Genomic DNA, 15,079 nt, shown 5'->3' with positions numbered 1-15,079 from the left:
AGCAACCATGAACGCTCAGACAAAATGGAACGGAACCATCTTCGCATGGCCATCAATTAGAAAAGACCTAATCGCTTACTTTGAAGATCGATTTAACCAAACTGACACAGTTTAGTGAACACTCCCTCATGTTCTTAAGTGAACAAGAGGCAAAGGTTCGTTGACAACGAGACATCTCCGACAACAGCTTTAGCGGACAACCAGACAACACGGACAACATGGACGAAAGATTTTCAACCAACAACATCAGTTTAAACTTTGACAACGAGACAACACCGACAACAGCTTTGGCGGAAAACATGACAACCCGATACCTTGATTATCTTTGCCCCACTATGAGTAAAAAACTGGGATTGGAAGGGAAAATACTGGATGTCGCCTACAAGCAATTTTTGCAGAAAGGCTACCGTCACACGACCATGGATGACATTGCTCTTGATCTGGGAATGAGCAAAAAGACGCTTTATAAGTATTACCCAGGAAAATTGGAATTGCTTTCCGCCTCTTTTCAAGTGCTAAAAACCAAGCTGACTGCCAAAGTAGAGGCGATTCTGGACAATAGGCACCTTTCTTTTCCCCTCAAACTCAAATCTTCCCTGACCGTAGTCGCTACGCACCTCGCCCCGATCAATCCCGAACTTTTTGAAGACCTCCGAGAATATGCCCCAGAGATTTGGGAGGCCTTGACCGAATACATCAACGAATCGGCGTACCTGAGATTTGCCAAGCTGATCGAGCAGGGGATCGCTCAAGGATTGGTCAATCCCCGGATCAATGTCTGCCTGATTGTGATGCTGTATGCAGCTGCGATTCAGGCTTTATTGGATCCGAAGTTCTACAGTCAGTTTCCCGAATCCATCCAAAAGGGATTGAAAATCCCCGCTTCTGACATTTACGACCAAGCGATCAGTATTATCTACAACGGTATATTGACTGAAGAAGCCCGCAACGAATTTATTAACGCTTAGTCCGCCCTTCAGTCGATTTCTCTATCTTTGGCCTCGGTTTTAAAGAACAGAAAGACCTTTCTTCGGTCTTCTGTCTCCCGTCTTCCATCTATTCACTCATGAGTACTAAAAATTTCAAACGATACACCATTACCTCTGCGCTTCCCTATGCCAACGGTCCCCTTCATATTGGACACTTGGCAGGTTGCTATGTGCCGGCAGATATCTACGTGCGCTACCTTCGTTCTCAGGGACGTGATGTAGCCTTTATTTGCGGTTCGGATGAGCACGGGGTAGCCATCACCATCAAAGCCGCCAAAGAAGGTAAAACTCCACAGCAGGTGGTAGACCACTACCATCAGATGATGAAGCACAGCTTTCAGGAATTTGGGATCAGCTTTGACCACTATTCCCGTACCTCGGCACAGATCCATCACGAGACGGCACAGGGATTTTTTACCGACTTGTACCAAAAAGGGGAATTCCTCGAGCAGACTACGGAACAGTATTACGACGAGGAGGCTGGGCAATTTCTAGCCGATCGCTACATCGAAGGCACCTGCCCTAAGTGTGGCAATGAACACGCCTACGGAGATCAGTGCGAAAAGTGTGGCACGGCACTCAGTCCAACAGAACTCATCAATCCCAAGTCTAAACTCAGCGGACGCACCCCGGTCCTGAAGGATACGAAGCATTGGTTTTTGGATCTTGCTAGGTATCAGGATTTCCTGAAAAAGTGGATCCTCGAAGACCATGCCGATGACTGGAAAAACAACGTCCTCGGACAGTGCAGATCCTGGTTGGAGGCTGGAGACGGACTTCAGGCTCGCTCCATGACCCGTGATTTGGAATGGGGAATCCCCGTGCCTTTGAATGATGCACAGGGCAAAGTGCTCTATGTGTGGTTTGATGCGCCGATCGGATACATTTCTTCTACCAAAGAGTGGGCAGCCGAGAAAGGCATCGACTGGCAGCCGTATTGGAAAGATCAGGACACCAAGCTGGTACACTTCATCGGCAAGGACAATATTGTATTCCACTGCATCATTTTTCCAGCCATTCTGAAAACACACGGTGGTTACGTACTCCCTGAGAATGTACCCGCAAACGAGTTTTTAAACCTCGAAGGAGACAAAATCTCCACTTCACGCAACTGGGCCGTTTGGCTTCACGAGTACTTGCAGGAGTTTCCGGGCAAGCAGGACGTGCTCCGATACACCCTCACGGCCAATGCGCCTGAGACCAAAGACAACGACTTTACTTGGAAAGATTTCCAAGGCAGAAATAACTCTGAGTTGGTGGCCATCTATGGCAACTTTGTGAACCGAGCTGTGGTGCTGACACAAAAGTTTTTCAATGGCATCGTGCCTGAAAGAGGTGAATTGCGAGGAATTGATCAGGAAGTATTGAGAGAATTAGAGGCATTTCCTGAGAAAATAGCTGCATCCTTGGAGCGCTACCGATTCCGTGAGGCGCTATCGATCGTGATGGATTTGGCCCGTATGGGCAATAAATACCTGGCAGATACTGAGCCTTGGAAAGAAATCAAAACTGATGAGCCTCGGACCAAAACGATCCTCAACATTGCGCTCAATATCGCTGCAAACCTGGCGATAGTCTCCGAACCTTTCCTTCCTCATACAGCCAAGAAGCTTTTTGATCTCTTTGGAATGGAGGCTGGGAAATGGGCTGAGGCCGGCAACGGCAGTTTAATCCGCGCCAATCGTGCCTTGGGGCAAATGGGCCTACTTTTCGAAAAAATCGAAGACGAAACCGTAGAAAAACAAGTTCAAAAACTCCTTGATGCTAAAAAAATGAATGAAGCTGCCAACGCGCCTGTGACTCCGATGAAGGAATTGATTACCTATGAGGATTTTGCCAAGCTGGATATGCGCGTCGTGACCGTTCTTGAAGCGGAACGAATGCCTAAATCCAAAAAACTGCTTAAGTTAAAAGTGGATATCGGTCTGGGACAGCGTACGGTATTGAGTGGGGTAGCTGAGCACTTTGAACCGGAATTTCTGATCGGGAAGCAAATCGTCATGCTCATCAACCTGGCTCCAAGAAAAATGATGGGGATCGACTCCGAGGGAATGATCCTCATGGCTGAAGACAAGGATGGTAAGTTGAAACTGCTTCAGCCTCATGAAGCCACCTCAAGTGGATCTACCATTTCTTAAGTAATCTCCTTGTTCCAAAAACTGACTGATTTCCACGGTCAGTTTTTTTTTATCCTCACATTTTCGGAAAATGCGGCCGGATTTGAAATCACCCTATCAGGACATCATTATAACCTGACGATCTGCCAGATCCATGCCTGAGAAATGAAAAACCTGCGTACCCAGCGAATAGTATTAGCGATAGCCGGAATCCTGATGATTCTCTGTGCAGGTCTTTATTTTTACAATTACCTCAGACAGACAGAACTCAGTAAGCGGCTACTACGGATAGAGCTGAAAATCAATGAGCTGGATCGAGTGTATAAAAATTACCTCACCTCTGTTCTCGAAAAAAGGAGGTTTCAGTTTAATCCGAATAAATCCTACCTAGACCGCTTCATCGAGTTTGATTCCAATTCCAAGGAGCTCCTGGATTCCTTTTATGAAGATGGCCTCGCAATAGACGGGTTTGAGATCAATTTCAATTTGCTAAAGGAGAAAATTAACGAACGCTCCGAAAAAATGATGGAGCAGGTTACCTATTTCAGGGAGTTTGGGATGGAGCAGGCGCGGGAAAAAATCATGGATGAAGAGTCGGAGGTTTTGGCCTTGTCACATGAGGTAGAAGGTGCATTTTTTAGACTAGAACAATCACTAAGGAGTGAAAAGGATCGATTGGTTGCTGAAAATGAATCCCTTATTCGGGTAAATTATTTCGGGTTTCTAGCCTTGATCTTGGTAGCAGTAGGATTGATTTTGGGGGTATACTTTCTTTCACAGAAAGCTTTTTCATTTGAGCTGGAAAAAGAAATCCAAATTCAGAAGTTGAAGTCGCTGCGTCAGGATATGCTTGACTTTAGCTCCACCTTTGAGTCCTCAGCTATAGGAATGGGACTTTTGGATACGTATGGCAACTGGATCAAGGTAAATCGAAGCCTTTGTACCATGCTAGGTTACACTCAAGAGGAATTACTCACACTTTCCTTTCAAAAAATCACTCATCCCGATGATCTGTTTGAAGACCTGGACAAGGCTAAAAAGCTTTTCAACCGAGAAATAGAATCCTACAATTTAGAAAAAAGGTACCTCACCAAGTCTGGAAAGATCATTTGGGTTAATCTGATCGCCTCGGCGGTCTGGGACGATCAGGGACAGTTTAAGCACTTTATTGCCCAAATGGAGGAAATCTCCCTGAGAAAGAAGTTTCTCGATGAGCTCCAAGAGCAGAAAAATCGCCTGGCCAATGTGCTAGAAGGTACCGAAGTAGGGACTTGGGAGTGGAATGTGCAGACCGGAGAAACCCTCTATAATGAAAAGTGGGCGGAGATTCTGGGATATGATTTAGAGGATCTTGAGCCTCTTTCACAGGAGACTTGGCTGCATTTTGCTCATCCGGATGATATCGCCCTTTCCAATAAGAAGATCCAAGAGTGCTTTTCCAAAAAGTCCGATTTCTACGAATGTGAATATCGGATGCGGCATAGAGATGGGCACTGGGTATGGATTCTTGATCGGGGGAAAGTCATGCGGTGGATGCCTGACGGAAAGCCAGAAGTGATGTTTGGTACCCATTCGGATATATCCAGATTCAAAGAATTGGAATTTAGTCTGATGTCCAAAAACGCCTTTGCCTCAGCTGTATTGGATACCATCGACGTGGGTATTGTCGCTTGTGATGCGAATGGAACTTTAGATCTATTCAACAAGGCCACACTGGAATTCCACGGGTTGGATTCACGTGATATTCCTCAGGAAGAGTGGCCAGACTACTATCAGCTGTATCACACGGATGGAGTGACTCTTCTTAAAAAGGAGGAAGTTCCCCTCTACCGAGCTTGGATGGGTGAGGAGATTGAAGACGTGGAATTGTGCATCAGGCATACCTCCGGCACCACACGGATAGTATGCTGCAGTGGAGGCCCGGTATATGGTGAAAATGGAAGTTTCCTCGGGGCTGTCGTTGCCATGAGAAATATTTCATCTCCTCAGAAAGACTGAGCCGATTTTAACAGACTCTTTTATATCCCGAAAAGGCAAGGGTTTTTGAAAAACAAAACCTTCTTAATTCAATTCGAAAGGAACTTTTATCAAGATGGATTAACTTATCTGATCAAGTTTTGGCTTTCTATGCCTTTTTTACATTTCCCAATTTCCTTTTTCTATGCAGCTTACCCCTGAAAATATTTTATTGGTCAGTTCTGTTTTGCTGATTCTGAGTATCATCGCTAGCAAGACAGCAGGAAGAGCAGGGATCCCAGTTTTGCTCCTATTTTTGGGGGTTGGGATGCTGGCAGGTTCGGATGGCTTTGGAAAGATTGCCTTTGATAATCCTGCCGCAGCTCAGTTTTTGGGTGTGATTGCCCTGACTTACATCTTGTTTTCCGGTGGCTTGGATACCAAATGGGAATCCATCAAACCGGTCATGGGACCGGGAATGGTGCTTTCGACCCTGGGAGTATTGTTGACGGCCGTGTCTGTTGGACTGTTTGCCATATGGGTTGGGGATTTTTCATGGAAGGAAGGACTTCTCCTTGGGGCAATCGTGTCCTCAACAGATGCTGCAGCGGTCTTTTCCATTTTGCGAAACAAGAGCATCGGCCTAAAAGGAAACTTGAGGCCCCTTCTGGAGTTGGAGTCGGGAAGCAACGATCCAATGGCTTTTTTCCTTACCATCGGACTCACTTCCTGGCTGAGTTTGGAAGGATTTTCACCAATCGATCTGGTTCCCATGTTTTTAAAACAAATGATTTTGGGAGCTGCTGTAGGTTATGGTTTAGCCAAAGGTTGCGTTTTTTTGGTCAACCGAATCAATTTGGAATACGAAGGACTTTACCCTGTATTGATGCTTGGATTGGTCCTCATGATTTACACTGTTACCGACCGTATTGGAGGTAATGGCTTTTTAGCGGTGTATTTAGCTGGAATCACGATGAACCAATCCAGAATCCTCCATTATAAAAGCTATATCCGGTTTTTTGATGGGATTGCCTGGTTGATGCAGATCATGATGTTCCTCACCTTGGGGCTTTTAGTCTTTCCTTCCCAGGTTGTGCCTGTGATCGGGATTGGATTTTTGATTTCGCTGTTTTTGATTTTTGTGGCGCGACCCTTGGGAGTTTGGGTTTCGCTGCTGTTTTTCAGGTTTAATACACGGGAAAAGCTTTTCATCAGTTGGGTGGGATTGCGTGGTGCGGTACCAATTGTATTTGCCACGTTTCCTTTGATCGCAGGATTGGAAAAAAGCAACCTCATTTTCAACATCGTCTTTTTTATCGTCATTGCTTCGGTTTCTCTTCAGGCAACGACGCTGGCTAAAGTTGCTAAATGGCTCCACTTGGCTGTTCCTGAAGGGTTGAAGCGGAAAAGCCTACTGGATATTGAGCTGTCTGATGGATTCAAAAATGCCCTTTTGGAGATCGAGCTGCCGCAGGATGCCGGGGTAAATGGCAAAAAAATTCTTGACCTTAATTTTCCAAAGACTTCCCTAATTGTCTTGGTCAATCGTGGTAATAAATACATCACCCCGACCGGTGCCACAGAGCTACTTTCTGGGGATAAGCTCATGGTGATGACCAATTCTGAAACTGAAGAACAGAAAATCAAGGATATTTTAAAGTGATTTCAATTATACGGGTTCAATAAAATATCGATTATTTTAATTTTTATGTAATAATTAGGCTTTATTGGTTAAAATTTGATTAATTATTATTCATTTTTTTGATAATACTTGATTTTTGAGTTTCTTTTTTAACTTACTTACGATTTAGCCATTAGCCTATGAAGACAGAGGGATATTCCAGTCAGGAACATTACGATGAGATGTTCACCAAAGAAGGTGAAATCAGGCCTCATTACCGGGAGTTTTACCAATTCTTGGAAAAGACTTCTTCCAAAAAAATGCATCAGCTCCAGTTTTCAGCCAATAAGACCCAAAAGGCAATGGGGATGACGTTTAATGTCTACCACGATAATCAGGGCTTGGAGAAAATACTGCATCTGGATATTATCCCACGGATTATTCCCAACTCCGAATGGAAAAAGCTGGAAGCCGGGCTAAAGCAGCGAGTCCATGCACTCAATCTTTTCCTGCAGGACGTTTACAACGATCAGAAGATTCTCAAAGACAAGGTCGTTCCGGCCGAATTGATCTTAGGTTCCAAAGACTACCTTCAGCCCTGCGTTGGGCTTACTCCTCCCAAGGGAATCTGGTGCCACATCACAGGCACTGATCTGGTCAGGGACAAGGATGGGGAATATTACATTTTGGAGGATAATCTCCGGTGTCCATCAGGCGTGAGTTATATGCTCGAAAGTCGCGAAATCATCAAGCGCGCCTATCCTCAGCTGTTCAATGACAAGGGCGTGATGCCGGTTTCGGATTATCCCGCCAAGCTGCTCAAAATGCTTCAATTTCTTTCCAATAAAGCCAAACCGGTAGTGGGCGTCTTGACTCCAGGGATTTATAATTCAGCTTATTTTGAACATTCTTACCTCGCCCTACAGATGGGAGTCGAGCTGGTCAATGGTGTGGATTTGCTGGTAAAAGACAAAAAAGTCTACATGCAGACCACCAAAGGTTTGGCTCAGATCGATGTGATCTATCGGAGAATCGATGACTCGTTTTTGGATCCGCTCACCTTCAATCCTCAATCCATGCTGGGCGTGCCGGGAATATTTGAAGCCTATAAGGCAGGTAATATTGCTTTTGCCAATGCCCCAGGAACTGGGGTAGCTGATGATAAGGCTGTCTACGCCTATGTGCCTCGGATTATCAAATACTACCTTGGAGAAGATCCCATCCTGAATAATGTGCCTACTTACCTCTGTCGGGAAGAAAAGGATCTGGCCTTCGTGTTGGAGCATATTGATCAGCTTGTGGTTAAAGAAACCAATGCAGCGGGTGGCTATGGAATGCTGATCGGGCCAAAATCAACCAAGGAAGAACATGATCGATTCAGGCAACTGATCAAGGCTAACCCAGATAATTACATCGCCCAGCCAACCCTTTCCCTATCTACAGTTCCTTGCCTGACGGATGACGGTATTGCGGGAAGACATGTCGATCTGAGGCCTTACATTTTATATGGACAAGAAATCGAAGTAATCCCCGGAGCGCTCACACGAGTTGCGCTCAAGGAAGGCTCTCTGGTAGTCAATAGTTCCCAAGGTGGTGGCAGCAAGGATACATGGGTGTTGTACAATTAATTTGATCGATTATGCTTAGTAGAGTAGCAAACCATATTTACTGGCTCGGAAGATATCTGGAAAGAGCCGAAAACTACGCCCGATTCATTGATGTGAATTTTAACCTGATGCAGGATCTGCCTGTAGACCTGAAGGAGCAATGGCAGCCGCTAGTGGCGGCTACAGGTGATTTGGATCTTTACCTCAAGAAGTACGAAGGCTATGAGCGGCATCAGGTGATGTATTTTCTCGCATTCGATCTGGATAATCCCAACTGTATGCTTTCAGCGGTGAATCGCGCGCGAGAAAACGCACGCATTATCCGGGAAAATCTGAGTAAGGAAACTTGGGAAAAAGTCAACGAACTTTACTACATGCTGCAAAACGGACTGGAGAAAAAGGTCTGGAAAAAGGAGGATCCAAGGCAGTTTTTTGAAAACGTAAAAAATCAAATCCTGCTGATCTATGGTCTTGCTGATGCTACAGTTGCGAGAACCGAAGGCTGGTATTTCCGACAGCTAGGGCAACTGCTCGAGCGAGCCGATAAGACCTCCCGAATCTTGGATGTCAAGTATCACATCCTCTTACCATCTCCGATTGAGGTTGGTTCACCCTTGGATTTTCTCCATTGGATGGCCTTGCTCAAGTCCGTCACTGGCTTCAATACCTACCGCAGGCTTTATGGGAACATTGATCCCTCGGGAGTGGTGGAGTTTTTGGTGCTAAACAAATATTTTCCCCGGTCCATCTATTATTGCCTCAAGGAGGCCGAGCGCTGTCTCCATAATATTTCTGGCCATGCTACAGATGGATTTAAAAATTCTGCAGAAAAAGCGATTGGAGAAATGCGTTCCCGCTTAGAATATTCAGACGTCGATGATATAATTTCTGTAGGCCTTCATGAATATTTGGATGCACTTCAACTAAAAATCAACCATATTTCCGATCTGATTGATTCCAATTATTTCCGTCTCAAAGACAACTTCATTTCCTAACTCCTGACTACGATCGCATGACCTTTTGCCTGGGAATAAAAACCAAACAAGGAATCGTGGGGCTGTCTGACACCCGGATTACCTCCGGTAACGAGACGACTTCCTCCAAAAAAGTGTATACCGTCAACCGGAATAAGCATTCCTTTTTTATCATGACCTCGGGCTTGAGATCCGTCAGAGATAAAGCGATTACCTATTTTTCAGAGGTAATTGCCCGACAGGATGATTCATTTACGAAGCTTTATCAGGCGGTCAATGAGTTTGGAAATCAAGTCAAAGTCGTAGCAAAAGAAGATAAGAGCTACTTGGAGGAGGCAGGATTTAATTTTAACCTATTTTCCATCATTGGCGGACAGCTGGAGGACGATGTGGAGCCAAAGCTCTACCTGCTCTATCCTCAGGGCAATTGGATCGAAATCAGAAAAGGAACACCCTTTGTCATTATTGGCAATACCGGTTTTGGTCATCCTGTGCTGAAACGCTCCTTGCATTATGACGATTCTCTTGAGTATGCCTTGAAATGTGCCTTTTTGGCTTTTGATGCGACCCGCATCTCAGCCAACGATGTGGACTTCCCCATAGACACTGTGGTGCTCAAGAATGGGGAATATTTCACCCAAGAGCGGAGATTTGAGCAAAAGGAGCTGGAGCATGTTTCTGCGTTTTGGAACAATAGGCTCAAAAATGCTATTGAAGAACTACCCTCCGAAGTCCTCAACAATGCCTTTGAGAAATTGGAATTATCGGATAAAGGATTCTAAAAATGCTGATTCAGGTTTGGCATCATACTCTATATTCCTATGATCAGGTAGTTCTGCTTGGTATCCACAAGCTATATTTGATTCCCCAGTACCGTCCTTATTTCAGGATAGAGCATCAGAAATTTCAGATAAATCCAAAGACAGAAGGGGAAAATTTCAGGCAAGATCTAGCTGGAAACTGGTACAAGCAATGCTGGTTTACCCAAAAGACTGACCATCTTGAAATCACAGGTGAGTGGATTTTCAAGCTGCAAAGCTTCAATCCATTTGGCTTCATTTTGGACAAATCTTTCGAAGAAAGCGGCTGGTCAAATCCTATGTTTCAGTTTAGCTACGAAGAGAGGACTGCATTTTTGATTCCTTTTTTGCAGGAAAAAGAAGAAACCTACTTCATGGATTTTTTAACTCAGGTTAGGAAGGAATCCTCAGGTTTGGTTGACTTTATTGTCAGGCTTACCCGGATGATTTATCAAGAATGGAAGCACGAAATCCGTCATGAAGAAAATATTTGGGATTCTACCTACACTTTTGAGCAAAAGAAAGGTTCCTGCCGTGATCTTGCCTTGATGGAGATGGATATGCTGCGCGAGATTGGATTGGCAACGAGATTTGTCTCAGGCTATGCATTCAATCCCGATCTGGAAGATGGACACGAACTTCACGCTTGGCTGGAAGTTTTTTTGCCTGGTGCAGGTTGGGTAGGAGTAGATCCGAGTTTGGGATTGTTTACAGATCAAAGCTACATTCCTCTTGCTTCTCATCCAGATCCCAAGCGGACACTTCCCGTGCAGGGATCTTACATTGGTAGTGCGACTTCCCAATTGGTCACTCGGGTAGATGTGAAGCTTTTACACAAGTAAGCCTAAGTTTAGTTGGCGGCAACTGCCTTTTTTGGCATTTCAAAAAGAGAGTTTTCCAGTTTTTCATTGATCAAAAAAACATCAGAAAAGCTTGCCTGATAGCGTATTCGCTTGCTTGAATCATTTTCGATCTGATATCCTGTAATCACCCTTGGAAATACCAAGCCGCCAGCATCTCGGTAGTCTTGGTAAGACAACGCTTCTTGTACCTGATTGCCTTTGTCAAAGAAGGTGACGGCATAAAGCACCCATGCCAATCGACCTGTCTCAGGATCTTTTAAGAGTACATATCGATCAGATGGGCCAGGGTGAGTGCCTGGCTTGAGGGTGGCTTCGAAAGCTTCGAAAGACGTTCCGTTGAACGTTTGATTTTCTATTTTTTTGACTTGGGTGGACGTGTCAGTCAGGATATATGGCAGACTCAGAAAAGTGGAATAAAGTCTGTGATAAAACCTTACCGATTGGCCAGGAAAAGCTTGCCTGTTTGGGCTTACCCATACTTTTTCGCCATCATTACCAGCTTGAAAAAGATCCGCATCTATTCTGGTTTTTCCATCGGTAAGGCTGATGTAATGGTTTTCCCATTCCAGGGTGGTCTCGTGTACCATGGCGAATGAAAATGATTCAGCAGCTACCCATTTGGTCCAATCCCCATGTGCGTCCAGTAACTTTTTAAACTCTTCCGGCTGATTGAGTCTTAGGTCGGGAGTGGTGTTTTTTTCCTCGCAAGACGCTAATAAAAACAGGGATATGATCAGGAAACTTAACTTTCGAAAGGGCATATGCAGGCTTTTTTTTGGAAAGATACCAATTCAACTTAAAATTAGACAAGTCAGGTTTTTCAAGTTTAGCCTGATTATTCGTGTAATTTTTTTGTTCCAAGAGGATTTTTAATTCAAGGGGAAAATCGAGTCAACCATGTTTTTCAATCTTGAATTTGTATTTAGATTTCAAAAAACTACATTTTGTAATTTTGAAATGTAAATTGAAAATAATTGGATAATTTTTACAATAAATTGATTTGAACTTTTGTTGAGAAAAGTTTAATTGAATCCGTGAAATTTTTGAATCTAAATGAGTGAAATACCAAATAGCAATCTTACAAACATTCAATACTTGGAGAGTACTGAGGAAGGTTTTATTCTTCCACCCGATTTTTTAGGTAAACTTAAGGTGGCATTATGGTCTGTTTTGACTTATGAATATTGTCAACAGGCGGCCTTTGTCTTAGTCGATGGCAAGCAGAGGACCCTCATTTCAAAAGTTTCTTTCGATGAGTCTAGCCGAAAAGGCAAAGGGATAGATCCTCCAAAGGGAGACCTTTTTCAGGAGATTCCCCTAAATTTTTTGGTACTTGGCAAAACTGTGGGGCTTCAATTTACCGGATTAAGTCAGTCTTTAGACCGGAAAAATATGAAGCGAATCCAGCGGCTCTTTGGAAATCTGGAATCCGCACTTTTCGCCGATACACCTTCAATTCATTTCGAAGAACGTAACAAGGGAAGCCAAACTGAATCTGAAGCGAAGTACCAGACACTCCTCCAAAACATGCTTAATGCAGTGGTTTACCATGACCGATCTGGAAAGATTACCTACGCCAATCCTGCTGCAGAGCGTATTTTAGGGTTGACTCATGAACAGATTTTTGGTAAAACTTCCATGGATCCTGATTGGAAAGCAGTTTATGAAAACGGGCGAGAATTTCATGGGCAAGACCATCCTGCCATGCAAGTGTTACGGACAGGAAAGCCGGTGAACAATGTGGTGATGGGGATTCAGCCTGGAAAGGCTAAAAAAATAACCTGGATCCTCATCAATGCGATACCGGAGATTTCAGAGAATTCAGCTGAAGTCTCGCAGGTGCTGGTGACTTTTAGCGACATCACTCAAATTAAGGCTATTGAAAGGAAAATCGAAGAAAAGGCCGCCGTGCTTAGATCCATCATTGAAAGCTCTACGGAGTCTATTTGGGCCGTCAATATCCAGCTCAAACTGAGGTATGCTAATACCAAGTTTGTGAAGTTTTGTCAGAATTCAACCGGTAAAACCATAAGCATTGGGGATCCTATTTTAGACTTTGTACAAGAAGACAAGAGGGATTTTTGGCGAGAAAATTATCAGAAAGTTTTTGAAGGTGAGTTCCTTGAAATCAATGACTGCTACCAGACCAAAAAAGGGATTGAACATTACAGGGTAAATATAAACCCAGTCTATTCCTCAGGTAAAATTATTGGAGCTTCCGTGTTTGCGATGAATGTAACCGAATTGGAGCAATCTATGCATACCATCAGGAGGCAGAATGAACGGTTTAGAGAGATTTCTTGGCTCCAAAGCCATGTTATCCGAGCTCCCTTGGCCAGATTGATGGGCTTGGTAAATCTACTGATAGATCATTCCGATTGGTCTCAAATTGATCAATCCAACTTGTTGGACAAAATGAAAAAGGCATCCCATGAGATTGATAAAGTAATCCGGGAAATCAGCCATAAATCCGAAGACTTGATGTGAGTCTTTCCACCTAGGCGGTAATTACAGGTCCTGATACTTGAATCTTGAAATCATTACCTCTAGGGATTTGCTCGGTTGGAGGGATGGTTGAAGATTTTTTTTAGATCATTTCTAAATAATAAAAAACTCTTGTTTAGATTTGTTCCAGATAAATTTAAGGTCCTATGTGGAAGCCCATCCGAAAGTTTCTCAATGACATTCACCTCTATGCAGGTTTGATAAGTGGCTTGATCGTTATTGCTGTTTGTCTCAGCGGCACGATCTATGTCTATAACACTGAGATTCGCGAATTTTTTGATTCTGAGCGATATTTTGTTGAAAAACAAGGGGTACCACAATCGCTCGACGCACTCAAATCCAACCTAGAGGCTCAAGTTGAAGGTCAAATTGTTGGCGTCAATGTATTCCAGCAGGAGGGAAGGACGGTTCAGTTTTCTGTTAAAAAAGAAGGGCAAGAAAGACCTGCAACCCTGTATGTAAATCCAATCACGGGTGCAGTTATCGCCGACAATGTAGAGAAGACCAGTACAGAGGAGTTTATGGGCTATATGTTTTCGCTTCATCGCTGGTTGCTTTTGGACAAAATCGAAGAGCCAATTATGGAAAGCATGACCAATCAGGAACTGGGTCGCTTTATCAACGGGGTGGCTACACTTCTTTTTCTGTTGGGAGTAATTACCGGAATGGTGATTTGGGTGCCTCAAAAAGCCAAAAACTGGAAGCAAGGACTCCGGGTAAAATGGGATGCCAACTGGAAGCGTGTCAATCATGACCTTCACAATACCTTGGCATTTTATTCCCTGGGAGCCTTGTTTATCATGGCGGTGACTGGTCCATTCTGGTCGTATCAGTGGTACAAAACAGGCTGGCAAAAAACCTGGGATATTTACCAAGCACCAAAGGAAGAAAAGAAAGGTCCTACGCAAGAACAAGCCAAAAAAGAAGAAGCGCCAGTTGAGGAAGCTACTCTTCCTACCTACGAGCTGTCTTTGGATGAAATACTTCTCGCCGCAAACAAAACCTTGAATTACGAGGGAAATGTGCGAATTACTTTACCGGAAAAACCAGGTTCAGATATCGCCATCAGCAAGTCAAGAACAGGCTTTTTTGCGCGTGCAGGGGCGGATCAGTTAAAGCTGAATCCGGAAAATCTGGAGGTAAAGGAAGCTAATCTTTTTGGAGACTTGCCGGTGCGTCAGCAGATTGGAAGATCCGTAAAAGCCCTGCATACCGGTGAAATTTTCGGTCAGTTTACCAAGTTCTTGTGGTTTGTTGGTTGCTTGATTGCGACATCTTTGCCGATCACCGGCACCCTAATTTGGTTGAACAAGAAGAAAAAGAAAAAAGCCCCATCAGATAAGAAAACAGCTCAGGCTGTAGCTGAAGTGGCTTAAATAATAAGGTTCAATTTAGTGAAAATGGCTTTCTGGTTGCAGGGAGCCTTTTTTTTGCCGCAAAGTTCTCAAAGAAGAAATAAGAGGGCGCAAAGATTTTTTTTCCTTTTGCCACGAAGGCGCGAAGGGTTTTTAAGATATGGCCGGGAGTGTTCACTAAACTGTGTCAGTTTGGTTAAATCGATCTTCAAAGTAAGCGATTAGGTCTTTTCTAATTGATGGCCATGCGAAGATGGTTCCGTTCCATTTTGTCTGAGCGTTCATGGTTGCT

Annotated in this window: 11 protein-coding genes; 10 read left to right on the top strand and 1 reads right to left on the bottom strand. The window is 44.0% G+C overall.

Translation table 11 applies throughout. The features are described from left to right. The first annotated feature begins 335 nt into the window (after positions 1-335). The 8 genes from ACFPIK_RS17870 to ACFPIK_RS17835 all read left to right on the top strand — a co-directional run bounded on the left by ACFPIK_RS17870 (position 336) and on the right by ACFPIK_RS17835 (position 10,906). The gene (locus tag ACFPIK_RS17870; RefSeq protein WP_377917789.1) at positions 336-968 is read left to right on the top strand and encodes a TetR/AcrR family transcriptional regulator; all 633 of its coding nucleotides are present in this window, start codon (positions 336-338) and stop codon (positions 966-968) included. A 98-nt stretch (positions 969-1,066) separates the two neighbouring features. Then, the gene (metG, locus tag ACFPIK_RS17865; protein ID WP_377917787.1) at positions 1,067-3,127 is read left to right on the top strand and encodes a methionine--tRNA ligase; all 2,061 of its coding nucleotides are present in this window, start codon (positions 1,067-1,069) and stop codon (positions 3,125-3,127) included. Positions 3,128-3,271: 144 nt separating this feature from the next. Further along, positions 3,272-5,104 carry a PAS domain S-box protein gene (locus ACFPIK_RS17860; protein WP_377917785.1) on the top strand — a complete coding sequence of 611 codons (1,833 nt, stop codon included), beginning with the start codon at positions 3,272-3,274 and terminating at the stop codon, positions 5,102-5,104. A 163-nt stretch (positions 5,105-5,267) separates the two neighbouring features. After that, positions 5,268-6,725, top strand: a complete 1,458-nt coding sequence (locus ACFPIK_RS17855) for a potassium/proton antiporter (protein WP_377917783.1) — start codon at positions 5,268-5,270, stop codon at positions 6,723-6,725. Positions 6,726-6,883: 158 nt separating this feature from the next. Beyond that, positions 6,884-8,311 carry a circularly permuted type 2 ATP-grasp protein gene (locus tag ACFPIK_RS17850; protein ID WP_377917781.1) on the top strand — a complete coding sequence of 476 codons (1,428 nt, stop codon included), beginning with the start codon at positions 6,884-6,886 and terminating at the stop codon, positions 8,309-8,311. Positions 8,312-8,322: 11 nt separating this feature from the next. Next, positions 8,323-9,285, top strand: a complete 963-nt coding sequence (locus tag ACFPIK_RS17845) for an alpha-E domain-containing protein (RefSeq protein WP_377917779.1) — start codon at positions 8,323-8,325, stop codon at positions 9,283-9,285. A 17-nt stretch (positions 9,286-9,302) separates the two neighbouring features. Further along, on the top strand, positions 9,303-10,046 hold the full coding sequence (locus ACFPIK_RS17840) for a proteasome-type protease (RefSeq protein ID WP_377917777.1): 744 nt from the start codon (positions 9,303-9,305) through the stop codon (positions 10,044-10,046). A 2-nt stretch (positions 10,047-10,048) separates the two neighbouring features. Further along, positions 10,049-10,906, top strand: coding sequence for a transglutaminase family protein (locus ACFPIK_RS17835; RefSeq protein WP_377917775.1), 858 nt, complete (start codon positions 10,049-10,051; stop codon positions 10,904-10,906). Positions 10,907-10,914: 8 nt separating this feature from the next. Here ACFPIK_RS17835 and ACFPIK_RS17830 read toward each other — a convergent pair whose 3' ends face one another. Beyond that, positions 10,915-11,688 (bottom strand): hypothetical protein, encoded by a 774-nt coding sequence (locus ACFPIK_RS17830; protein WP_377917774.1) that lies wholly within the window; start codon positions 11,686-11,688, stop codon positions 10,915-10,917. Between the two features lie 292 nt (positions 11,689-11,980). On the opposite strand from ACFPIK_RS17830, the gene ACFPIK_RS17825 reads away from it, so the two are divergent. After that, the gene (locus ACFPIK_RS17825; protein ID WP_377917772.1) at positions 11,981-13,414 is read left to right on the top strand and encodes a PAS domain-containing protein; all 1,434 of its coding nucleotides are present in this window, start codon (positions 11,981-11,983) and stop codon (positions 13,412-13,414) included. 164 nt (positions 13,415-13,578) lie between these two features. Further along, positions 13,579-14,808 (top strand): PepSY-associated TM helix domain-containing protein, encoded by a 1,230-nt coding sequence (locus ACFPIK_RS17820; RefSeq protein WP_377917770.1) that lies wholly within the window; start codon positions 13,579-13,581, stop codon positions 14,806-14,808. The last annotated feature ends 271 nt before the right edge of the window (positions 14,809-15,079 follow it).

The sequence above is a fragment of the Algoriphagus aquatilis genome (assembly GCF_042657405.1).
Lineage (GTDB): Bacteria > Bacteroidota > Bacteroidia > Cytophagales > Cyclobacteriaceae > Algoriphagus > Algoriphagus aquatilis.
Note: the sequence above shows the minus strand (reverse complement) of the source record. Positions and strands in the feature narration are given on the sequence as shown.